The sequence below is a fragment of the Pseudomonas tremae genome, assembly GCF_023278125.1.
GTDB classification, from domain to species: domain Bacteria; phylum Pseudomonadota; class Gammaproteobacteria; order Pseudomonadales; family Pseudomonadaceae; genus Aquipseudomonas; species Aquipseudomonas tremae.
In genome coordinates this window covers 2,582,561-2,604,580 of record NZ_CP066270.1, presented here as the reverse complement: position 1 = coordinate 2,604,580, position 22,020 = coordinate 2,582,561, and the positions used below count along the sequence as shown (strand labels likewise).

15 protein-coding genes and 1 pseudogene are annotated in these 22,020 nt (G+C 58.4%); 10 read left to right on the top strand and 6 right to left on the bottom strand.

Features of this window, described 5'->3' with window-relative positions; genetic code table 11:
• Window positions 1-15: 15 nt before the first annotated feature.
• Window positions 16-4,068, bottom strand: a complete 4,053-nt coding sequence (locus I9H09_RS11855; RefSeq protein ID WP_122346970.1) for a CHASE domain-containing protein — start codon at window positions 4,066-4,068, stop codon at window positions 16-18.
• A 572-nt stretch (window positions 4,069-4,640) separates the two neighbouring features.
• Here I9H09_RS11855 and ehuB point away from each other — a divergent pair.
• From ehuB to I9H09_RS11835, 4 genes are read left to right on the top strand one after another with little or no spacing between them, the layout of a single operon-like run.
• Complete coding sequence (gene ehuB / locus I9H09_RS11850; RefSeq protein WP_122324419.1) at window positions 4,641-5,513, top strand: ectoine/hydroxyectoine ABC transporter substrate-binding protein EhuB; 873 nt, start codon at window positions 4,641-4,643, stop codon at window positions 5,511-5,513.
• A gap of 55 nt (window positions 5,514-5,568) precedes the next feature.
• Complete coding sequence (ehuC, locus tag I9H09_RS11845) at window positions 5,569-6,246, top strand: ectoine/hydroxyectoine ABC transporter permease subunit EhuC (protein ID WP_055004275.1); 678 nt, start codon at window positions 5,569-5,571, stop codon at window positions 6,244-6,246.
• 2 nt (window positions 6,247-6,248) lie between these two features.
• Window positions 6,249-6,899: an ectoine/hydroxyectoine ABC transporter permease subunit EhuD gene (ehuD, locus tag I9H09_RS11840; protein WP_005894169.1), complete on the top strand. Its 651-nt coding sequence runs from the start codon at window positions 6,249-6,251 to the stop codon at window positions 6,897-6,899.
• Entirely contained in the window at window positions 6,892-7,689 is a 798-nt protein-coding gene (locus I9H09_RS11835) for an amino acid ABC transporter ATP-binding protein (RefSeq protein ID WP_236502204.1), read from the top strand. Before ehuD ends, I9H09_RS11835 begins: the two co-directional genes overlap by 8 nt.
• A gap of 35 nt (window positions 7,690-7,724) precedes the next feature.
• Here I9H09_RS11835 and I9H09_RS27165 read toward each other — a convergent pair whose 3' ends face one another.
• Both I9H09_RS27165 and I9H09_RS27160 read right to left on the bottom strand, forming a co-directional pair.
• Window positions 7,725-8,429, bottom strand: a complete 705-nt coding sequence (locus I9H09_RS27165; protein WP_371903710.1) for a methyl-accepting chemotaxis protein — start codon at window positions 8,427-8,429, stop codon at window positions 7,725-7,727.
• A gap of 198 nt (window positions 8,430-8,627) precedes the next feature.
• A pseudogene (locus I9H09_RS27160) lies at window positions 8,628-9,653 on the bottom strand (methyl-accepting chemotaxis protein); the annotation flags it as partial.
• A 333-nt stretch (window positions 9,654-9,986) separates the two neighbouring features.
• Between I9H09_RS27160 and mexE the strand changes: the two are divergent.
• The 5 genes from mexE to I9H09_RS11805 all read left to right on the top strand — a co-directional run bounded on the left by mexE (window position 9,987) and on the right by I9H09_RS11805 (window position 17,912).
• A complete protein-coding gene (gene mexE, locus I9H09_RS11825; protein WP_024669338.1) occupies window positions 9,987-11,225 on the top strand; it encodes a multidrug efflux RND transporter periplasmic adaptor subunit MexE in 1,239 nt (412 codons plus the stop codon).
• 12 nt (window positions 11,226-11,237) lie between these two features.
• Complete coding sequence (locus I9H09_RS11820; RefSeq protein ID WP_024669339.1) at window positions 11,238-14,429, top strand: efflux RND transporter permease subunit; 3,192 nt, start codon at window positions 11,238-11,240, stop codon at window positions 14,427-14,429.
• Window positions 14,429-15,832: an efflux transporter outer membrane subunit gene (locus I9H09_RS11815; RefSeq protein ID WP_122346969.1), complete on the top strand. Its 1,404-nt coding sequence runs from the start codon at window positions 14,429-14,431 to the stop codon at window positions 15,830-15,832. The genes I9H09_RS11820 and I9H09_RS11815 overlap by 1 nt, the downstream gene beginning before the upstream one ends.
• A 141-nt stretch (window positions 15,833-15,973) precedes the next feature.
• The gene (locus I9H09_RS11810; RefSeq protein WP_122311746.1) at window positions 15,974-17,068 is read left to right on the top strand and encodes a HEAT repeat domain-containing protein; all 1,095 of its coding nucleotides are present in this window, start codon (window positions 15,974-15,976) and stop codon (window positions 17,066-17,068) included.
• Window positions 17,069-17,549: 481 nt separating this feature from the next.
• Window positions 17,550-17,912 (top strand): histone-like nucleoid-structuring protein, MvaT/MvaU family, encoded by a 363-nt coding sequence (locus tag I9H09_RS11805; RefSeq protein ID WP_005894157.1) that lies wholly within the window; start codon window positions 17,550-17,552, stop codon window positions 17,910-17,912.
• Window positions 17,913-18,396: 484 nt separating this feature from the next.
• Here the strand turns inward: I9H09_RS11805 and I9H09_RS11800 are convergent, their stop codons facing one another.
• Complete coding sequence (locus tag I9H09_RS11800) at window positions 18,397-18,954, bottom strand: DUF4946 domain-containing protein (protein WP_024669342.1); 558 nt, start codon at window positions 18,952-18,954, stop codon at window positions 18,397-18,399.
• Window positions 18,955-19,106: 152 nt separating this feature from the next.
• On the opposite strand from I9H09_RS11800, the gene gloA reads away from it, so the two are divergent.
• Window positions 19,107-19,628 (top strand): lactoylglutathione lyase, encoded by a 522-nt coding sequence (gene gloA, locus I9H09_RS11795; RefSeq protein ID WP_122346968.1) that lies wholly within the window; start codon window positions 19,107-19,109, stop codon window positions 19,626-19,628.
• A 99-nt stretch (window positions 19,629-19,727) separates the two neighbouring features.
• Here the strand turns inward: gloA and ahpF are convergent, their stop codons facing one another.
• Window positions 19,728-21,290 (bottom strand): alkyl hydroperoxide reductase subunit F, encoded by a 1,563-nt coding sequence (gene ahpF, locus I9H09_RS11790; RefSeq protein ID WP_005894154.1) that lies wholly within the window; start codon window positions 21,288-21,290, stop codon window positions 19,728-19,730.
• Between the two features lie 125 nt (window positions 21,291-21,415).
• The gene (ahpC, locus tag I9H09_RS11785; RefSeq protein WP_005894153.1) at window positions 21,416-21,979 is read right to left on the bottom strand and encodes an alkyl hydroperoxide reductase subunit C; all 564 of its coding nucleotides are present in this window, start codon (window positions 21,977-21,979) and stop codon (window positions 21,416-21,418) included.
• Window positions 21,980-22,020 lie beyond the last annotated feature (41 nt).

Sequence of the window (22,020 nt, the reverse complement as noted above, 5' to 3'; positions counted from 1 at the left end):
TGGGAAAAGCTCCGTTCATAAGTCCGCCCGTTCGAGCAGTTGCAGCGCCTGCTCGAACTCCAGCCCTTCAATGGCCAGCCAAAGCTGCTCGACCAAGGCCTGCCCGGCCTGTTCGCGAAGAGCAGGCGCAGCTTGCGAAAACTGATCCAGTGCGGCGATATCACGGTTTTCGAGCAACTCACGTAGCGCTGAAAGCGCTTCTCGAGAGGTCTCGAGATCCGCATCGCTGTGCGGCATTGGCGTGATGTCCGGAAGTACCGAAGTACACTCCTGCAACACCCGGAACGCTGCACTCAGGTCTCGCAGCGCCTGTTCCGGGTCATGGCCATCGCGCAGCAAGGTTTCCGCCAGACCGGCATGACGCCCCGTCTCGGTCGCGCCTAGCAGGTGCGCAGAGCCGCGCAGCTTATGCAGATCGGCAATTGTCTGAGCGGAGTTTTGCCGCGCACGCATCAGAACCTTTTCGCTTTCGCCAAACTCGACGAATTCGTTGAAAAAACGCCTCAGGGACGACAGAAACAAGGGCACGTCATTGCCGAGCCGACCGGCGACTTCCTGGGTGTCGATACCCTCGATCACCGGCCATTCGGAATGTGCCGGTGCGTCCTGCACTATTGCGCCGACCGCCAGCGGAGCGCCTCTTACACGCTCGACAGCACGGCGTATTGCCCGGATCAAGGCTGCGGGGTCCAGAGGCTTGGTGAGGAAGTCATCCATACCCGCCAGCTCCGCCTGTCGCCGCTCTTCTGCCAGAGCACCTGCGGTCAACGCCAGCACAGGCAGACGGGTCAGGCCCAGCTCGTTGCGCAAGCGCCGCGTGGCTTCATAGCCATCCATTTCCGGCATCTGCACATCCATTAGCACAGCGTCGAAGAAGTCTGGCGTCTGACGTAGCCGTTCGAGGGCCAGAAACCCGTTGGTGCAGGTTTGTACCAAAGCGCCCTGTTGTTGCAGGAGCAGGCTGCCGACCTCCAGATTGATGTCGCTGTCGTCTACCAGCAGCAGGTTCAAGCCGCTGAGCCAAAGTGTCATGGACGTATCCAGGCGCGTGGCCTGAATGACTCGTTCGGTGCTGCCTTGGTACTTGGCGATGCAAGCATTTACCGCATTGAACAGTGCCGAGCTGTCCAGCGGCTTGAGCAATACCGTGTCAACCAGCGGACCCAACTCTGCCCACGCCTCGGACTGGGTGACCAGAATGATCGGGAGTGGCGTCGAGTCAATCAGACGTTTAACCTCCTCAACAGGCGGCCTTTGCCAGTCAACCAGCAGCACGTCCGGCACTGCAGCATTCCTCTGCTTACGCTCCTGCAAGGTGTTGTGCAGTGTCTGCTCATCGGCGAGGCTGGTAACCCGCCAGCCCAGGCTGCGACATAGCCGCTGCAGCATCGCGGATGACGGCGCGTCGTCGCTGAGCAGCATGACCTCCAGACTGTTTCCGGTGCCTGACGGATCGACGTCACTCTGGCTGATCCGAAACGGCAATGACACCCAGAACTCACTGCCTGCACCAAGCTCGCTCTCTACCCCGACCCGACCTCCCATTTGCTCGGAGAGCCCGCGTACCACCGACAGACCCAGCCCGGTGCCACCAAACCTGCGCGTTGTAGAGGCGTCCGCTTGAGTAAAGGGAGAAAATAACTGACCAAGCACATCGGCCGGTATGCCGCAGCCCGTATCCTGCACAGACAAACGCAGCCAGCAGGTATCGGCAGTATCGCTTTCACAACTCACCGTCACATCGACGCCGCCCACGGTTGTGAACTTCAGCGCATTCCCGACCAGATTCATGAGGATCTGATTGACGCGCAATGCATCACCTATAAGCAAGCCAGGTAACGGGGTGACTACACTGACCGAAAAACGCAGACCTTTTTCCTGCGCCTGGGGTGAAAACAGCTCGCTCAACTCGTCGAACAGCAGCCGCGGGCTGAAAGGATTATTTTCCAGCCGCATCTCTCCCGCCTCGATTTTTGCGATGTCCAGAATATCGTTGATGATCCCCAGCAGTGACCTGCCGGCAATCTGCAACTTGGTCAGCAACTGGCGCTGCTGATCGTTCAAGGCAGTGTTATGCAGCAGATGGGAAATGCCGATCACGGCATTCATGGGGGTGCGGATTTCATGGCTCATGTTGGCCAGAAACAGGCTCTTGGCCGCATTGGCGGCCTCGGCGCTGGCTTTGGCTGCGTGCAGCTCGGCGTTGCGGTGCAGTCGCTCGGTGATGTCCTGAGCAATGCCAAGGTGCCCTATAACCTCTCCATCGGCAGTACGGATAGGCGTAACGATCATCGAGACGGGCACCGTCGTGCCGTCCCTGCGCACGTAGGTCCATTGTCGGGTTTCCGAACCTTCACGGTCCGCTTTGTAGAAAAATACGTCAATGCCTACGATTGAGGTGCCGTACTCACGGCTCAGCTCTGCGGAGCGCGCGGCCACTTCTTCAGGAAGGTGAAATACGCTCGGGTCCTTGCGCCTGACCATTTCCGAGTTGCCGTAGCCCAGCAGCAGTTCAGCCCCTCGATTGAACACAACGATCTGCCCTTGCGGATCGATAACGATGATCGAAACCTCCGAGGAAGCATCCAGCACCGCCTGTAGCAATCCGGCGACTCTGGAAAGCTCGGCAGTACGCTCACTGACTTGTTGCTCGAGTTGCGCGTTGAACTCAATGAGGTAGCGCTCGACGCGTTTGCGGTCAGTGATGTCGTGCATCATTTTCGCGGCACCGAGTATTGTGCCGTCCGCTTCGCGAATGAAGCTGCAGGTGATCGTCACATCAATCAGTTGACCGCTCTTGTGCAGGCGCTGGGTTTCCAGCGTCGAACCCAGCTCGCCACGCGCCACGCGTTTCAGCAGTTGTTCGTCTTCATGAACCAGCGGCGGCGGAACCAACAGCGGTGCCAGCGGGCTTCCCAGCACTTCGCCCTCGTCATAGCCGAACATCTGCTCGGCAGCACGGTTCCAAGTAATGATGCGCCCGTCCAGCGCCTCACCGATGATCGCATCGCTGGAGTTTTCGACAATCGTCGCCAGCCTTGCCTGACCGGCGATGAACTGCTGCTTGCGTTGGCGAGACACCAACAGAGTGCCGACCAGCACCGTCAACATAAGGCTGACCAACACGCCGATGATGAAGACCCTGCCCGCCGGGACCGGATCGAGAGCCACGACAAATTGTGGGTGGGCACCTACTTCCATGCGCCACACACGCCCATAGATTTCTCGCTCGAAAGCATAAGTCTGCAGGATTTCCGGCTCGGGACCGTTTTCCGGTGTCTGGTAGATCTGCTGCTTGCCCTCGCTGACGTCGTAGAGCCTGAGGTGCAGCCTGTGGTTCACCGGGTCCAGATTGCCCATCACCTCACGCATGGCCAGCGGCGCGTAAGTCCAGCCGATTAAAGAGGTTTCGCGCTGTGCGCTATCGGACGGGGTTTCCGGAGTGATGTAAACCGGCAACATGAACAGAACCGAGCGCATGTGATCATCGTTGTTCTGCAACAGGGTGACAGGTGCCGACAGGGTTGCAGTCCCGGTAAGCATGGCCTGAATCGCCGCATTGCGGCGCCGCTCCTCAGACGCGATATCCAGCCCCGGTGCCTGGAGATTGCGGGCCAGAGGGTCGATGAACTGAACGATGAACCGGTCGCCCTGTTGGGTACCCAGTCGACTGATTTTAAAGTCCGGCATGCCATCAGCCCTGACACGCCTCACGAAATCGGCTTCTTCGCTGGCTGGCACCCGACGGATAAAGCCAAAACCGCGCGCACCGGGGTACTCTTTCTCGATATCGCGGCCCTTGCTGTAGCGGCTTATCTGGCTACTGTTTACATGCGCCAGGTCCAGCATATGAATGGCACCGCGCAGGCCGCGAAGGCGGTATTCATACACCCTGAGGCGCGCCTGCAAGTTATCGCCGATCCCCTCTCCGGCCTCTTTGAGCGCCTGCTCTACATGTGCATCAATCGACCTGGCCTGCTCATGACTGGCGATGTAGCTGACGCCTAGCCCGACCAACAAAACCAGAGCCATCCAGCTGGCGAGCCACGTAAAAGAGCTTTTCTTCATCAATCCGACACTCGTTTTCAATCATGACTGCTTTGGAGAGGGCCGTTTACGCAGCCTGCCCGCCTATCCATATGTGCGTGGCCGCGATCTCCAGCGTAGATCGTCCTTCACGACGCGCCAGTGGCTTTTACAATAGTGTTGGCTTGTGAGGTCAGATTGGGCCATTGCGGCGCACGCATGGTCCTCACTCACTGACAGAGATCACCACCCAATAACTCGATTTTCAGAATCCTCTGTCAGTCCTTTACTCATGCGCCCATAGCGCGATGCACACCGACAATCCAGTAACCGCCCCGCTCAGCCTTTAACGCTCTTCCATTGCCACAACCGTATCCGGAGCAGCACTCGTAAACCGTCTTGCGGCTATAGATAGATGATAGCGACCAGGCCGTTTTCAGAGCGCGCAAGGCCCTGAATAACGCATATGCATATTCATTATTGATATTTAGATTTATTTTTTAATAGCTATAAGGTGCTTCCTTATACGAAACGCGCAGCGCTTTAGAACAGACTGCAAGAGCAGGCTCAGTGCCAACATGCCCGCCTCCCTCCACCTATTTCGAGCACGCGCAATGAAAGGCATCAAACTCTTGTCATCCCCGGTCCTGTTCGGCTCGGCCTTAGTGTTAAACGCCGCTCTGGCATTTCCGGCGCTCGCCGGTTTGCTGGAAAAAGGTCGCAGCGATGGCCTGACCGCAGGCATCGCCAACGAACAGCCTTATGCCTACATTGGTACCGACGGCAAAGCCACCGGTGCCAATGTAGAGATACTGCGGGCTATTCTCGAACCGCTGGGCATCAAACATATCGAGACGCCGATCACTGATTTCGGTTCTCTTGTGCCAGGGCTTGCAGCGGGTCGTTTCGATCTGATCGGTGCAGGCCTGTTCATCAACCCGAACCGCTGCAAGGTGATTGCATTCTCTAACCCGGTCACGCGATCCGGTGGTGCGTTTATCGTCAAAACCGGTAACCCGCTGAAGTTGCACAGCCTTAAAGATGTCGCCAGCAATGGCAAGGCGCGACTGGCTACGCAGCCAGGCAGCAATCAGGTTCAAGAAGCCAGGGACAGTGGCATCGCCACCACCAATGTCGTGTTGTTCGATAAAGACACCGAGGCACTGGCTGCCTTGCAGGCCGGACGCGTGGACGTGGTGTATTTCCCGGACGCCGAAGTCATCAGCCTGATCAAGAAGACCAACAGTCCGGATATCGAGCGCGCTTTGCCGTTCGAACAGATCCCGGACGCCAGCGGCAAGCCGGGCTGGAATTACCATGCCTACGGTCTGCCGAAAAATGACCCGGCTTTCGAACAGGCTTTCAATGAGCAATTGGCCAAGCTACGGGCGTCCGGCGAACTGCTGAAAATTCTGCAGAAGTACGGTTACACCGAGAACGAACTGGCTGAGCCCGCCATTACCGCAGCCCAACGCTGCAACCCATGACAGGTGCGGCCTGCGGGCTGCCCCTCCAAGGCCTTAACCCACACGAGTACAGGCCATGCTTGTCGACCCTGAAACACTGGATACTGCCGGGTTTATAGCCAGACAACTGGCGCACGGCTCACTGGTTACGCTGCAGATCACCTTCTTCGCCGAGCTTCTGGTGCTGGTGCTTTCCCTGATGATCGCCCTGATGCGCCTGTCGCCGATTCGGGTGTTGCGCTGGTTCGCCACAATTTATGTCGAAGTGCTGCGGGGTATTTCGGCGCTGGTGCTGCTGTTCTACCTGTTCTTCATCCTGCCGTTGTTCGGTATTCGCCTGTCACCCATGACCACAGGCGTACTGGGCCTGGGCCTGACGTTTTCCGCCTATGGTTCGGAAATCATCCGTTCGGCACTGATCAATGTCAGCAAGGGCCAGCGCGATGCATTGCGGGCGCTGGACTTCGGGCCAGTGAACGCGTTCAGGCGAATCATCCTGCCACAGGCCCTGCCCTTCATGATTCCGCCGATGGGCAACCAACTGGTCGAGTTGCTGAAAACCACCTCGCTGGTTTCGCTCATCACCCTGACAGACCTGACCTTTACCGGCAGTCAACTGGTCACGACGCTGGGCCAGCAAACGCTGATATGGAGCATCGTCCTGATCTGCTACTTCGTGATGGCGTGGCCGCTTAGCTGGCTGGTCCGACGTTATGAACGACACGCAACCGCGTGGCGTCAGGTGAGAGACTGAGCATGGAATTCGATATTGCATTCGCCTGGTCGATTTTGCCGGAGCTGTTTCAGGGTTTGCTGGTGACCGTGCAGGTGGTGGTGCTGGGTTTCATGCTGGCGGTGGTGTTGGGACTGGTTCTGGCACTGGCCCTGCGCTCGCAGGCGAAGCTCGTGCATTACCTGAGCAAGGGCTACCTGAGCTTTTTCCGTAACACGCCGCTGATGGTCCAGTTGTACGTGCTGTTCTTTGCGCTGCCGCTGGCAGGCATCACATTTCCGGCGATCACCACCGGCGTGATTGGCCTGGGGTGTTATTACGCAGCTTACATTGCCGAAGCGTATCGCGGCGCAATCGACGATATCCCTGCCGGGCAATGGGAAGCTGCCCGCGCACTGGACTTTGATCGTGGCGATACCTGGCGACGCCTCATCCTGCCGCAGGCATTGAAACCGATGCTGCCGGTGCTCGGTAATTACCTGATCGGCATGTTCAAGGAAACGCCACTGCTGGCAGTGATCACCATCCCCGAACTGTTTCAGGCGGCAAAGCAGATTGCTGGCATGACCTACCGCTACAACGAGCCGTACACAGTGATGGCGCTGATGTTCCTGGCGATCAGCGTGCCGACTTCGTTGCTGTTCAAATACCTGGAAAGGCGCACTCATGTCTGATCTCGCAAGCCCCGCCCTATCGTCCGTCACGACTGCGCAGATACAACTGAAACAAGTGGTCAAGGACTTCGGCAGCAACCGGATTATCGACCATCTGGACCTGACCATTCCGCAAGGTCAGAAAGTTGCGCTGATCGGCCCCAGCGGCTCGGGCAAATCCACTGTGCTACGGCTGATCAAAGGGCTGGAAAACTATCAGCACGGCAGCATTGAAGTCGCTGGCGAGCAGGTGCCGGCGCGCAAGGGGCGTTGGCACTGGCCAGGATCACGCAGAGCCCCGGTGATTCATAGGGTGGGTATGGTGTTCCAGCAGTTCAACCTCTTCCCGCATCTCACCGTGCAGGAAAACATCACCGAAGCACCATTGCGCGTGCTCCGGCTTTCTCGCGAGGAGGCGCTTGAACGCGCGCATCAATATCTCGGGCTGGTGGGGCCTGCACATAAAGCCGACGCATACCCCAGCCAGCTCTCCGGTGGTCAGCAACAACGTGTGGCGATTGCCAGGGCATTGGCCATGCGCCCGCAGATCATGCTGTTCGATGAGGTGACCTCGGCGCTGGACCCGGAACTTGTCGGGGAAGTCCTGGCGGTGATTCGCTCGATTGCCCATGAGTTTCAGATGACTATGCTGCTGGTGACCCACGAAATGAAGTTTGCCCAGGACATCGCTGACCGGGTCTTATTCATGGAGGGCGGCCGAATTGTGGCGGATGGCTCAGCCAGCGATATCCTGCTGAACCCAAAGAATGAACGAACGCGACGCTTTCTGCAGTTGGTGGAGCAACGCTGACCTTCAGCGCTGCTCCCGTTTACGCATAACGATTGTCAGATCCGGAAGCGCGCAACCATCTCCTGCAGGTTGCTGCCCAGGCGCGCCAGTTCTACGGTAGACGCAGCGCTTTGCTCGGTCGCTGTCGCCGACTGGTCGGCAATGTCTCGCACGCTGATAACACTGCGATTGATTTCATCGGTCACCGCGCTTTGCTCTTCGGCGGCAGCGGAAATCTGCTGACTCATCTGTTCGATGGTGCCGATAGAGTGAGTGATCTCGACCAGCGCCTGTTCGGCCTGACGGGCCAGTTCCACGGTGCCTTCAGTGCGTTGACGGCTGGCGTCCATCAGATCCGAAGCGGCTCCGGTGCCCTGCTGCAATGCCTGAATCAACGCTTCGATTTCTGTGGTCGATTTTTGCGTGCGCTGGGCCAGCGAGCGCACTTCATCGGCCACTACGGCGAACCCGCGGCCCTGCTCGCCCGCGCGTGCAGCTTCAATAGCCGCATTCAGCGCCAGCAGGTTGGTCTGTTCAGCAACCGCCTTGATGACGTCGATCACGCCACCGATCTTGTCACTGTCCTGAATCAGCCGCTGCATGGCCTGCCCCAACTGCCCTACTTCACCGGCCAACTGGCTGATTTCGCGAGTGGCATGCTGCACCACGCTGCTACCGTGGGCGGCACGCTCACTTGCCTGCCTGGCAGCTTGCGAGGCATCTTCGGTGTTCTGAGCCACTTCCTGCACGGTAGACGCCATCTGGTTCATGGCCGTTGCAACCTGGTCTACCTCCAGTTTCTGTTGAGTGACGCCAGCACTGGTCTGTTCACTGACCGCCGAAAGCTCCTCGGCTGCCGTGGCAATCTGGGTCACACCGCCGCTGATACCGCCAATCAGCGCACGCAGCGATACGGTCATATGCTGCATGGTGTTCTGCAGCAGGCCCAGTTCGTCCTGGCGAGTGGTGCTGATGTCGTTGGTCAGATCGCCGTCAGCGATACGCCGCGCAGCGATCACCGTAGAGTCCAGAGGACGCGTGATCTGGCGAGTAATCAGGATGGCTGCGAAGATGCCCAGCAAAAGAACGATAAGGGCTACGGTGAGCAACTGGGTCACTGCACTGTCTTTTTCGTTGTTTGCACTGATCACCTGACCCGCCATCAACCCATCGGAGCTTTTGACTATGTCCAGCGACTGCTGGCGCAGTGTGTCGCGGAACTGGTCGTTCTGTTGCATCAGTTGGGAAATGGAAACCATCAGCGACTTGTACTGCTGCAAGGCCGCAAGGGCAGCATCCACCGCCGGACCGGCCTTGTTAGGCAACTGGGCACGCGCGCTGCCCACCTGGGTAATCAGAGAGTCTGCTGCGTCGAAGGTGATCTGCTTGTTTTCGGCGGTAGGAATACTGATATAGCGACGGAACACCAGGCGGAAGTTGGTCATGCCATTGCGCAAGTCACCGGCAACCTTGACCTGATCGATAGCGTTCTGATCAAGCGAGCGTGAGGCGTCTTCGAAGGTCTTTTGCAGAAGCGTTTCGAAACTGCCGCTGACTTGCTCGGAAATGGTAATCAACGGCTGCATGGCCTGGTCGATTTTCTGGCTGTTGTCCGCCAACTGGCCGAACGTCTGCCTGAGGCCACCCGCCTGATCACGGATGCCCCGGAGCTTATCGGCGTTGACCGGCACGGTCAGAATCTTCAGGCCGTTCTCGATGGTCTTGCCGAGGTCGTCGAGAGCAGCGATATAACCCTGCTGGGTGCTTGCGTCAGGTTTTGCCGTGTAGGTCTGCGCAGCGATCCTCAAGCTCAGCGCATCTGCTTTTACTTCAGCTACCCTGGACGCCTTGCCCAGTCGCTCGATCAGCAGGTTGGTGCTGAGGTAGCCAATAGTGGTCACCGTCAGTACGCCGAGCAGAATGAGGCCGAAGCCCAGACTGAGTTTTTTGCTGACGTTCAAGTTGTCCAGCCATGTCGATTTCATCAAGTTTTGCCTTGGTATTTATCGTGATACCCAAGGATCGACGCCGGGCCGGACAACTTGATAGTCGTGGCGATTGCAAGAATTCATCACCCATATAGCAATATGCCATGTGCTTTTTTAGCCAGTGATGCGCTATCCAGATACGGTGCCAGCTCGTGTTGCACTCGTCATGCGCGGGGGTGAAACTCATGAACATGCTGATTTGGATCGCCGGTTGACTGGCCTGTGACCGTGCATCATTGCGGGTGATAGTAACCTTCGATTTATTCGATTCGTTAATAACACCCCCCGCCAACAGAATCCGCCCATTCACTATTCTCGGCGGAACTTCCCATGCCCCAGACAATCAGCCAGCTGCGCTTCCCCCTCACTGCCATCGCTCTCATCGTGATCAGTGCGTGTGGCAAGACGTCAGAAGCCCCTGCAGCGCCCGGCGCAGCCAAAGTCACCGTCGCCAAGGTCTTGGAGCAGCCGGTCAACGAGTGGGATGAGTTCACTGGGCGTCTCGAGGCACCGGAAACCGTCGAAGTTCGCCCTCGGGTGTCAGGCCAGATCGATCAGGTCGCCTTCACCGACGGTTCGCTGGTCAAGAAAGGTGATCTGCTGTTTCAGATCGACCCTCGCCCCTTCCAGTCGGAAGTCCGTCGCCTCGAAGCCCAACTGCAACAGGCCAGAGCTGTTGCATCACGCAGCGACAGCGAAGCCCAGCGCGGTGAGCGTCTGCGCAGCAACAATGCGATCTCCGCAGAACTGGCCGACTCACGTACGACATCGGCGGCGGAAGCCAAGGCCGGTGTCGCAGCCATCCAGGCACAACTGGACCTGGCCCGACTGAACCTCAGCTTCACCCGCGTGACCGCGCCGATTGCAGGCCGCGTAAGCCGGGCCGAAATTACCGCCGGCAATATTGTCACCGCCGATGTCACCGCACTGACCAGCGTGGTTTCTACCGACAAGGTCTATGCCTACTTCGACGCTGACGAACGCGTGTTCCTCAAGTACACCGAACTCGCCCGCAAGGGCCAGCGTGGCCAGACCACTCCGGTCTACCTCGGCCTGTCCAATGAAAGCGGCAACCCGCACTTGGGGCAGATGAACTTTGTCGACAACCAGGTCAACCCGAGGACCGGCACCATTCGCGGTCGTGCCGTGTTCGATAACGCTGACGGCGGCTTCACCCCTGGCCTCTATGCACGTCTGAAGCTGGTCGGCAGTGGTACTTACTCAGCCGTGCTGATCAACGATGAAGCGGTGGGCACCGATCTGGGCAAGAAATTCGTGCTGGTGATGGACAAGGACAACAAACCCGCCTATCGCGCGGTCGAACTGGGCCCGAAAATCGAGGGCTTGCGCATCGTGCGTAACGGGCTGGGCAAGGACGACACCATCGTCGTCAAAGGCTTGCAGCGTGTACGTCCCGGCCAGCCTGTGGACCCGGAAGTGACGCCGATGGCCAGCGCCGAGACCCTCGCCGCCCTGCTCAAACAACGCCAGGCGCTCGACGCCAGCAACCAGCCAAAAGTGACGCCAAAACCGGCCAATATCGCCAGCGCAACCGCGCCACGCGGCTAAGGGACTCGTCCGATGAACTTCTCCAAATTCTTTATCTCACGGCCGATCTTTGCCGCAGTGCTGTCGCTGCTGATCCTGATCGCCGGTGCAATATCGCTGTTCAAGCTGCCTATCAGCGAATACCCGGAAGTGGTGCCGCCGACGGTGGTGGTGCGTGCCAATTTCCCCGGCGCCAACCCCAAGGTCATCGGCGAAACCGTCGCTTCGCCGCTGGAGCAAGCCATTACCGGTGTAGAAGGCATGCTCTACATGTCCTCGCAGGCCACCGCCGACGGCAAGCTGACCCTGACCATCACCTTCGCGCTGGGCACTGACCTGGACAACGCGCAGGTGCAAGTGCAGAACCGTGTGACTCGCAGCGAGCCGAAGCTGCCAGAAGAAGTGACACGCATCGGTATTACCGTGGACAAGGCCTCCCCTGACCTGACCATGGTCGTGCATTTGACGTCACCGGACAAACGCTACGACATGCTGTACCTGTCCAACTACGCGGTGCTCAACATCAAGGACGAGCTGGCGCGGCTGGGCGGTGTCGGTGATGTGCAGTTGTTCGGCATGGGCGACTACTCGCTGCGCGTGTGGCTCGACCCGAACAAGACCGCTTCTCGCAATCTGACCGCGACTGATGTGGTCAACGCAATCCGCGAACAGAACCGCCAGGTCGCGGCAGGCCAGTTGGGCTCACCCCCTTCGCCGAATGCCACCAGCTTCCAGATGTCGATCAACACTCAAGGGCGTCTGGTCAGCGAAGAAGAGTTCGAAAACGTGGTGGTTCGCGCAGGTGCAGACGGCGAGATCACGCGCCTGAAGGACATCGCACGTATCGAACTCGGTTCCAGCCAGTACGCGTTACGCTCCCTGCTCAATAACCAGCCTGCGGTGGCGATCCCGATCTTCCAGCGCCCAGGCTCCAACGCCATCGATATCTCCAACGATGTTCGGGCGCGAATGGCCGAGTTGAAGAAGAGTTTCCCCGAAGGCATGGACTACAGCATTGTCTATGACCCGACCATCTTCGTACGTGGCTCTATCGAGGCTGTGATCCACACGCTGTTCGAGGCCCTGATTCTCGTTGTCCTGGTAGTGATTCTGTTCCTGCAAACCTGGCGCGCCTCGATCATCCCGTTGGTGGCCGTACCGGTTTCGCTGATCGGCACTTTCGCCGTGATGCACATGTTCGGATTTTCGCTGAATGCGCTGTCCTTGTTCGGGCTGGTGCTGGCAATCGGTATCGTGGTGGACGATGCGATTGTGGTGGTGGAGAACGTCGAGCGTAACATCGAACTGGGGCTTGAACCGGTCGCAGCCACCCACAAGGCGATGGCCGAAGTGACGGGGCCGATCATCGCTACAGCACTGGTGCTGTGTGCCGTGTTCGTACCGGCAGCGTTCATCTCCGGGCTCACGGGGCAGTTCTACAAACAGTTCGCGCTGACCATCGCCATCTCCACTGTTATCTCGGCGTTCAATTCGCTGACCCTGTCGCCGGCACTGGCCGCCGTTCTGCTCAAAGGTCATGACGCCCCCAAGGACCGCTTCTCGCGTTTCCTCGACAAAATGCTTGGCGGCTGGTTGTTCCGCCCGTTCAACCGCTTCTTCGAAAAAGCCAGTCATGGTTATGTAGGCACTGTCGCTCGGGTCATTCGCAGCAGCGGCATTGCCTTGCTGGTGTACGCGGGGCTTATGGTTCTGACCTGGGTGGGTTTTGCCAGCACACCGACCGGCTTCGTACCTAGTCAGGACAAGCAATACCTGGTTGCATTTGCCCAGTTGCCGGACGCCGCCAGCCTCGACCGTACCGAGGACGTCATCAAGCGCATGTCGGAACTGGCCCTCAAGCAGCCAGGCGTGCAGGACGCAATTGCCTTCCCCGGCCTGTCGATCAACGGCTTTACCAACAGTCCCAACAACGGCGTGGTATTCGTGACCCTCAAGCCGTTCGATGAACGCAAGGACGCCAGCTTGTCGGCCAACGCCATCGCAGGCGCTCTGAACGGCCAGTTCGCGTCTATTCAAGAAGCCTACATGGCGATCTTCCCGCCTCCGCCGGTACAAGGCCTGGGCACTATCGGCGGCTTCCGCCTGCAGATCGAGGACCGTGGCAACCTGGGTTATGACGAGCTGTACAAGGAAACCCAGAACGTCATTGCCAAGAGCCGCAGCGTGCCGGAACTGGCGGGGCTGTTTACCAGCTACACCGTCAACGTGCCGCAAGTCGACGCCGCGATCGACCGCGAAAAGGCCAAGACCCACGGCGTGGCAGTCAGCGATATCTTCGACACCCTGCAGGTGTACCTGGGCTCGCTGTATGCCAACGACTTCAACCGGTTCGGCCGCACCTATCAGGTCAACGTTCAGGCCGAGCAGCAGTTCCGCCAGGACGCCGACCAGATCGGCCAGCTCAAGGTGCGCAACAACCTCGGAGAAATGATCCCGCTGGCGACCTTCGTCAAGGTCAGTGACACCGCCGGCCCTGACCGGGTCATGCACTACAACGGCTTTATCACGGCCGAGATCAATGGTGCTGCAGCGCCAGGGTATAGCTCTGGTCAGGCCCAGGCAGCAGTGGAAAAACTGCTGCGTGAGGAACTGCCCACCGGCATGGTCTACGAGTGGACCGACCTGACCTATCAGCAGATCCTTTCGGGCAACACTGCGCTGTTCGTATTCCCGCTCTGTGTGTTGCTGGCGTTTCTGGTGCTGGCGGCTCAGTACGAAAGCTGGAGCCTGCCACTGGCGGTAATCCTGATCGTACCTATGACCCTGCTTTCGGCAATTGCCGGGATAATGATTGCCGGCAGCGATAACAACATCTTTACCCAGATCGGGCTGATCGTACTGGTGGGCCTGGCGTGCAAGAACGCGATTCTGATCGTCGAGTTCGCCAAGGACAAACAGGCTGAGGGCATGAGCCCGCTGGACGCCGTACTGGAAGCCTGCCGCCTGCGGCTGCGTCCGATCCTGATGACTTCGTTCGCGTTCATCATGGGCGTCGTGCCTCTGGTGCTGTCCAGCGGTGCAGGCGCCGAAATGCGCCACGCGATGGGGGTCGCAGTGTTCTCCGGGATGCTGGGCGTGACCTTCTTCGGGCTGCTGCTGACGCCGGTGTTCTACGTGCTGATCCGTAATTACGTCGAGCGCAAGGAGGCCCGCAAGGCCACCCGTGCACAGACTCTGCAAAACCTGCCCGCGGAGACGCATTGATGAGCGCATTTAAACTCTTCGCCCCGAGCCTGCTGGTCCTGGTCCTGGCGCTGGCAGCCTGTGCCGTCGGCCCGGACTACAAGGCGCCGGAAACGGCGCCGGCCAAGCTGGAATCCGCAGCTCAGGGCAACTATGACCGCAGCAAGGTCAACACCCTGTGGTGGCAGCAATTCGAGGACCCTACCCTCAACAGGCTGGTGACCCGGTCGCTGGACGGCAACCGCGACCTGCGTGTCGCCTTTGCCCGCCTCAAGTCTGCACGGGCCATTCGCGATGACGTCGCCAACGACGTCATGCCGGTGGTGACCAGCCGCGCTAGCAGCGACATCGGCAAGGGTCAGCAGCCCGGCATCACCGAGCGACGCGTCAACAGCGAGCGCTATGACCTGGGCCTCGATATGGCTTGGGAAGTGGATCTGTTCGGGCGTATCCAGCGCCAACTGGAAGCCAGCGATGCCGACCAGGATGCGGCAGAAGCCAATCTGTATCAGCTTCAGGTAACGCTGATTGCCGAAGTGGTGGACGCCTACGGACAACTGCGCGGGGCGCAATTGCGTGAAGCCATCGCCAAGGACAACCTGACCAACCAGCAGAAGTCTCAGGACATCACCACTCAACTGCGCGATGCCGGAGTCGGTAACGAACTGGATGTGATGCGTTCCGATGCGCGCCTGGCAGCGGTAGAAGCAACGGTTCCGCAATTGCAGGCCGAACAGGCTCGCCAGCGCCATCGCATTGCGACGCTGCTGGGTGAGCGTCCGGAAAGCCTCAGTGTGGACTTGAGCCCCAGCAAGCTGCCGGCGATCGCCAAGGCCTTGCCGATCGGCGACGCTACACAGGTGCTGCGCAATCGTCCCGATGTGCGCGCGGCCGAACGTCAGCTGGCCGCGTCCACCGCACGCATCGGTGTCGCGACTGCCGACCTGTTTCCCCGCGTCAGTCTCAGCGGCTTTCTGGGCTTTACCGCAGGACGTGGTTCGCAGATAGGCTCGTCCGCCGCCAGAGCCTGGTCGCTGGGCCCGAGTATCACGTGGGCAGCCTTCGACCTGGGCAGCGTCCGGGCGCAGATTCGCAGCGCTGATGCGGATGCCGAAGGCGCGCTGGCCAACTACGAGCAACAGGTATTGCTTGCGCTTGAGGAGTCGGAAAACGCATTCAGCGATTACAACAAACGCCAGCAACGCCTGGTGGCCCTGATGCGCCAGAGCGAATCGAGCCGCGCTGCTGCCAGACTGGCATCGGTGCAGTACCGCGAAGGCACCGCAGATTTTCTTGTGTTACTGGATGCGGAGCGTGAACGTCTGGCGGCCGAAGACTCTCAGGCTCAGGCAGAAATCGACCTTTACCGTGGCATTGTGGCGATTTACAAGGCATTGGGCGGTGGCTGGCAGCCTCAAGCCTGACCTGACAGCGCCAACACGGCCCCGCACTCCTTCCAGGACGCGGGGCTTTTTTCGGGATTGAATACGGTCGCATCCTGATTGCCGTTTGACAGCTGCCAGCCACTCCCCGAAGCTGCACCCCGTCAAGCATTGGAAATCGATATGCCCAGATTGCCATTCAAGGGGTTATCGCCTCTACCGGTTACTCGACATCGCTGGCTGCCCGGTACGGTGCTCGCATCAGTGCTGGCCCTTTCGCTGGCATTCTGGTGGTGGCGCACTCCGGTGCAGACTGCGCCGACCAGGCTGAGCCACACCTACGAGCAGGCACTGGAGCAGGCCCACGATGGCAAGCCTGGCGCTGCAAGGGTGCTGTATCAGCAATTGGCCCGCACCGACCTGTCTGACGCCCAACGCATCAATCTGCTCACCGAGCTGAGCGACTATCCCAGCCCTCAGGCCCTCAAACTGCTGGCAGCAGGTCTTGGCGACCCCTCTGCTCAGGTCCGCAAAGCCGCTATCGACGTGAGCGTGAAACTGGTGTCCAACAGTCAGCGCAGTCTGCTGCTTGGGCCGCTGCTGGACGACGAAGAGCAGTCCGTCAGGTTTCATGCCACCAGCGCTTTGCTCGGCCTCTCGCCGGACGAACTGGGCCTTTACTTTGCAGTCCTGCAGCAAAGCGCCGAGGCGTTTCAGGAGTACCTCAAGAGCCAGCCGCAGAATACTCAGAACCAGTTACAACTGGCCAGGCTGTACTTGCAGACTGGCGACCTCGACCCGGCGGTCGAGGCGCTGCAGCGCGCCACTTCACTGGATCCGGGTAACATCGAAGCGGCCCTGGCCCATATCGAACTGCTGGACCGCAAGGGCCAGGCGGAACAGGCACGCGGCCTGTTCGCCGGTCTGCTGGAGCGCAATCCCGGTTCATCCATGCTTCAGCACGCGCTGGGAATGTGGCTGTTGAACCACGGGCAAGCCGAATTTGCCTTGCTCAGCCTTGCAAAAGCAACCGAGCTGGCACCTGACAACAATGACTATCGCTATGACCTCGCGGTCGCCCTTCACTCGTTGAACGAGCTTGAGGCGGCGCAAAAGCAACTGACACAGATCGTTCAGAACCAACCCGCCAATCGCAAGGCCAGGGTCCTGCTGATCCAGTACTGGAAAGAAAACGGTCAGTTACAGAATGTTCAAATTCTTTTGGCCGAGCTCGAACAGCAGAACCCCGATGACCCTGAATTGCAGCAGGGCTTGTAGGACCGGATTGCGGCAAAAGGCCACCCTGACACCGCTGCCCGCCTGCCAACCCGTTACCTGCAGACATTGCCACCTCCTTTGCGCAGTCCGAATCTGACAGTCACAGCGTCTGTCAGATGTTTCTTTTTTATGCTGCACGGTGTCAATCTGGCACGTTTTCAATACTCGTCTACTATCAGAAATAACTTACAAACCACCTCGCTTGAATACACCGACCCGAGGGTCTATATCCAACGGCGCACACGGTCAGCATTTAAGGAATTTGAAAAATACTATTTTCTAACTGGCAAAAAAGGTGCATTATTTGCGCGCTACTGAGTTATAAACACCCTCTGCCTGCACAATGATACGCCGAAAAGTCCAAGTTTCATCCTGGAAACCGCAGGCCGAGGGCAAGACCGAACGAGCCAATCAGTCAGACAGTTTTGTCTCATCGTTTTATTGGGCTGACAACAGCCATTACATTGTTGGAGTGTATTACTTGTCCAGACTTGCCGAGTTTCGAGCAGCAGAGAAAGCCCTTCAAGAGCAGCTTGCACAGCTGGAAACCTTGAAGAATGACGCCGGGTTGAAAAAGGAGATTGAATTCGAGCAAAAGCTTCAGGACCTGATGGGCACCTACGGCAAAAGCCTGCGTGACATCATTGCTATCCTCGACCCCTCCAGCTCAACGTCGCTGGTTGCGTCCGCCGGGCCAAAGCGTCGCCGGGCACGCGTCGTCAAGGTTTATCAAAACCCGCACACTGGCGAGCTGATAGAAACCAAGGGCGGCAATCACCGCGGCCTGAAAGCCTGGAAAGAGCAGTACGGTGTCGACACTGTTGATTCTTGGCTTCGCGCCTGATTGCACTTCGTCATCTGAAGCCCTGCACTTGCAGGGCTTTTTTTACAGGCCTTGGCGAGCCCGCTGATTATCCACGCGGTGCAGCCACCTGATCAAACATCGCCTAACGGTGAAGGCTTCCGAGTGTTGCCGCTTTCATAGCGAAAGCGTCGACGAGCGCAAAGGAACGCTAAACTTCGTGCCGAGCAACATTAATACCGTGGAAATAATGACGCCAATAAAACACGTGGCTTAAGCGATTCACTTCACACTGACAAAACTGAACATTTCCTGAATAAGGTAGAGCAATTATTCAGTTTGTCCAATGTAACGAATATAAAACCTTTGTTAGTGCGGTCGTCAGTGCAAGAAAAACGCACGGTTCGAATTGGCCGGTCAAGCTTCACACTTTTTTCACATGGGTTCTTGGATGATGAAGACCGCTAAAGGAATAGCGCCCCATGCCCGCCTCGGCGGGCTTCTTTTTGCCTGCGAAAAAACACGCTCACTGCACATCGCCCAACTGCAGGCTCTCACGGATACGTAACGCCTCCTCCTTGTTGGCTGCATAGCCTTCTGCCGATCCCGCATACGATAACGACCAGGCCATCTCTTTGCTGGCAGCCGCCACCAGCGTCTGGGTCAGCACATGTACACCGTTCTGGGTGATGGTGCAGGTCGTCTCCAGCGCCGGCACGACGCTTAACCGGCTTTCACGGACATGGGTGCAGGCACTCTGCAAGCCACTCCGGGCGAAATTGACCTGAATCGACTTGCGCATTTCCAGCAACACGCCCGAGACATTCACCTCGTGTCCAGGCGTCAGCCGCGTCTGGGTAAGCTCCATCACCATCAGGGGATTACCATTTTGATCGTTTTTAACCGCGCGCTGTCTGACTTGCACGGACGGCTTAACGGCTGCGCCTGCCTCGGCCGGCAATGATTCGACCTCCCAGCCTGCGGGCCAGGTGATCATTGCATCAGTTGCATGGGCTGGCGCAGCGCCAGCCAGCAGGCACAGGCACAGGCTTGGCAAAAAACGTCGGTATTGCGCAAAGATCATGATCGGGTCGCCATAACAGGTGACCGAGAATTCTGAGCCTGTTGCCCGCCACGAGCAAGAGCGCAACCGTGTTATCCGAGCCTGGGTTTGGTGCTCACTGCCCTGCCCCGTATCATTGGGCAATACTTGTACATTCTGTTGGAGAAATATTGATGAGCTTGCACGAACTCAACACACTACCGGGCGTCACGGCTGATCCAGAAGCGGCCACCCGGCAATTTGTGTTCAACCACACCATGCTGCGCGTCAAGGACATCACCCGCTCACTGGATTTCTACACCCGCGTGCTCGGTTTCAGCCTGGTTGAAAAGCGTGACTTTCCGGAAGCCGAGTTCAGCCTGTATTTCCTTGCTCTGGTCGATAAAACCCAGATCCCGGAAGACGACGCGGCACGTAGTCAGTGGATGAAGTCGATTCCAGGCATTCTGGAACTGACCCACAACCACGGTACCGAAAGCGATGCGACAGCGTCCTACCACAACGGCAACAGCGACCCGCGCGGTTTTGGCCACATTTGCGTGTCCGTACCTGATGTAAAGGTCGCCTGCGAGCGCTTTGAAACACTGGGCGTGGACTTCCAGAAGCGCATGTCCGACGGTCGCATGAACAGCCTGGCATTTATCAAGGACCCGGACGGCTACTGGGTAGAGATCATCCAGCCGACGCCGCTTTGAGGCTCCGCGTGATCGCTCTTTTGTAGAACGATTAGCGAACACAACAAAAAGCCCCGTGATCGCTCACGGGGCTTTTTGCGTTTACGCGGCTTTGTGTGATCAGGCCGGCGCAGAGGTGCGTATCAGATGGTCAAAAGCGCTCAGGGAGGCTTTGGCACCTTCGCCCAGGGCGATGATGATCTGCTTGTACGGCGCAACCGTCACGTCACCGGCAGCAAATATGCCTGGCACTGAAGTCTCGCCACGAGGGTCGACCACGATTTCGCCACGCGGCGACAGCTCGATGGAGCCCCTGAGCCATTCGCTGTTAGGCAGCAGGCCGATCTGGACGAAGATACCTTCCAGCGCAATGGTGATTTCTTCACCAGTGTTGCGGTTCTTGTAGCGCAGGCCGTTGACCTTCTGCTCGTCACCCGTAACCTCTGTAGTTTGCGCGCTGGTGATCACGGTAACGTTAGGCAGGCTGTGCAGTTTGCGCTGCAGGACTGCGTCGGCGCGCAACTGCACGTCGAACTCCAGCAGCGTCACGTGCGACACGATACCTGCCAGGTCGATAGCTGCTTCTACACCCGAGTTACCGCCACCGATCACCGCTACGCGCTTGCCTTTGAACAGCGGACCGTCACAGTGTGGGCAATAAGCCACACCCTTGTTGCGATACTGCTGCTCACCCGGAACATTCATCTCCCTCCAGCGTGCGCCGGTGGCAAGGATGATGGTCTTGGCCTTGAGGCTGGCGCCGCTGGCGAACTTCACTTCATGCAACTCACCGGCTGCGCCAGGGATCAACTTGTCGGCGCGCTGCAGGTTCATGATGTCGACTTCGTACTGCTTGACGTGCTCTTCCAACGCAACAGCAAGCTTCGGACCTTCGGTGTGTTGCACCGAGATGAAGTTTTCGATGGCCATGGTATCGAGCACCTGACCGCCGAAGCGCTCGGCTGCAACACCGGTGCGAATGCCTTTGCGCGCTGCATAGACTGCAGCCGCCGACCCGGCAGGCCCACCACCGACCACCAGTACATCAAAAGCCTGCTTGGCGTTGAGCTTTTCAGCCTGACGCGCACCGGCACCGGTGTCGATCTTGGCCAGAATTTCTTCCAGGCCCATGCGGCCCTGGCCAAACAGCTCGCCGTTCAGGTAGATGCTTGGCACCGACATGATCTTGCGGTCGGTGACTTCATCCTGGAACAGCGCGCCGTCGATAGCGACATGCTTGATGCCAGGGTTCAGTACTGCCATCAGGTTCAGCGCCTGAACAACGTCAGGGCAGTTCTGGCAGGACTGCGAAAAATAGGTTTCGAAGTGGAACTCGCCCTGAAGAGCGCGAACCTGTTCGATGGTTTCCGCACTGACCTTGGGTGGGTAGCCGCCAACTTGCAGCAACGCCAGGACCAGCGAGGTGAATTCGTGACCCATGGGGATACCGGCAAAACGCAGGCTGATATCGTGACCAGGGCTGTTCAGCGAGAACGACGGCGTACGTGCGTCGGTGCCGCTGTCATTCAGGGTGACGTCTTTGGAAACACTGATCACGTCGTTCAGCAGTGCGAGCATTTCCTGAGACTTCGCGCCGTCATCAAGGGACGCGACGATCTCGATGGGGCGAGTAACCCGCTCCAGGTAGGATTTCAACTGGGCTTTAAGATTGGCGTCCAACATGTGGCGACTTCCTGTTTTACAAAGGGTAGAAATAACAACGCCCAGGCGATTACCGCCCGGGCGTTTTGTGGGGCGATGCGGTTTACTTGCTCAAGAGCTCAACGCCCCCAGCCGATTCATGCGAATCAGATCTTGCCGACCAGGTCCAGAGACGGAGCCAGGGTAGCCTCGCCTTCTTTCCACTTGGCTGGGCAGACTTCGCCCGGGTGAGCAGCAACGTACTGAGCAGCCTTGATCTTGCGCAGCAGCTCGGAAGCGTCGCGGCCTACACCGCCATCGTTCAGCTCGACGATCTTGATCTGGCCTTCAGGGTTGATCACGAAAGTACCGCGATCCGCCAAGCCTGCTTCTTCGATCAGCACGTCGAAGTTGCGCGAGATGGTCAGCGTAGGGTCGCCGATCATGGTGTACTGGATTTTACCAATGGCTGGCGAGGTGCTGTGCCAGGCAGCGTGGGCGAAGTGGGTGTCAGTCGACACGCTGTAGATTTCCACGCCAAGCTTCTTGAACTCTTCGTAGTTGTCAGCCAGGTCTTCCAGCTCGGTCGGGCAAACGAAGGTGAAGTCGGCCGGATAGAAGAATACGACAGACCACTTGCCTTTCAAGTCAGCGTCCGAAACTTCAACGAAACTGCCGTTCTTGAATGCGTTAGCCTTGAACGGTTTTACTTGGCTGTTGATGATAGGCATCGGTATATCTCCTGATGGGTTAGATGGGTTGTGAATTCGAT

What these genes read in the sequence shown, in the direction of transcription:
- I9H09_RS11855 (WP_122346970.1), bottom strand. Translation starts at nt 4,068, where the DNA reads ATGAAGAAAAGCTCTTTTACGTGGCTCGCCAGCTGGATGGCTCTGGTT.
- ehuB (WP_122324419.1), top strand. Translation starts at nt 4,641, where the DNA reads ATGAAAGGCATCAAACTCTTGTCATCCCCGGTCCTGTTCGGCTCGGCC.
- ehuC (WP_055004275.1), top strand. Translation starts at nt 5,569, where the DNA reads ATGCTTGTCGACCCTGAAACACTGGATACTGCCGGGTTTATAGCCAGA.
- ehuD (WP_005894169.1), top strand. Translation starts at nt 6,249, where the DNA reads ATGGAATTCGATATTGCATTCGCCTGGTCGATTTTGCCGGAGCTGTTT.
- I9H09_RS11835 (WP_236502204.1), top strand. Translation starts at nt 6,892, where the DNA reads ATGTCTGATCTCGCAAGCCCCGCCCTATCGTCCGTCACGACTGCGCAG.
- I9H09_RS27165 (WP_371903710.1), bottom strand. Translation starts at nt 8,429, where the DNA reads ATGGCGTCTACCGTGCAGGAAGTGGCTCAGAACACCGAAGATGCCTCG.
- mexE (WP_024669338.1), top strand. Translation starts at nt 9,987, where the DNA reads ATGCCCCAGACAATCAGCCAGCTGCGCTTCCCCCTCACTGCCATCGCT.
- I9H09_RS11820 (WP_024669339.1), top strand. Translation starts at nt 11,238, where the DNA reads ATGAACTTCTCCAAATTCTTTATCTCACGGCCGATCTTTGCCGCAGTG.
- I9H09_RS11815 (WP_122346969.1), top strand. Translation starts at nt 14,429, where the DNA reads ATGAGCGCATTTAAACTCTTCGCCCCGAGCCTGCTGGTCCTGGTCCTG.
- I9H09_RS11810 (WP_122311746.1), top strand. Translation starts at nt 15,974, where the DNA reads ATGCCCAGATTGCCATTCAAGGGGTTATCGCCTCTACCGGTTACTCGA.
- I9H09_RS11800 (WP_024669342.1), bottom strand. Translation starts at nt 18,954, where the DNA reads ATGATCTTTGCGCAATACCGACGTTTTTTGCCAAGCCTGTGCCTGTGC.
- gloA (WP_122346968.1), top strand. Translation starts at nt 19,107, where the DNA reads ATGAGCTTGCACGAACTCAACACACTACCGGGCGTCACGGCTGATCCA.
- ahpF (WP_005894154.1), bottom strand. Translation starts at nt 21,290, where the DNA reads ATGTTGGACGCCAATCTTAAAGCCCAGTTGAAATCCTACCTGGAGCGG.
- ahpC (WP_005894153.1), bottom strand. Translation starts at nt 21,979, where the DNA reads ATGCCTATCATCAACAGCCAAGTAAAACCGTTCAAGGCTAACGCATTC.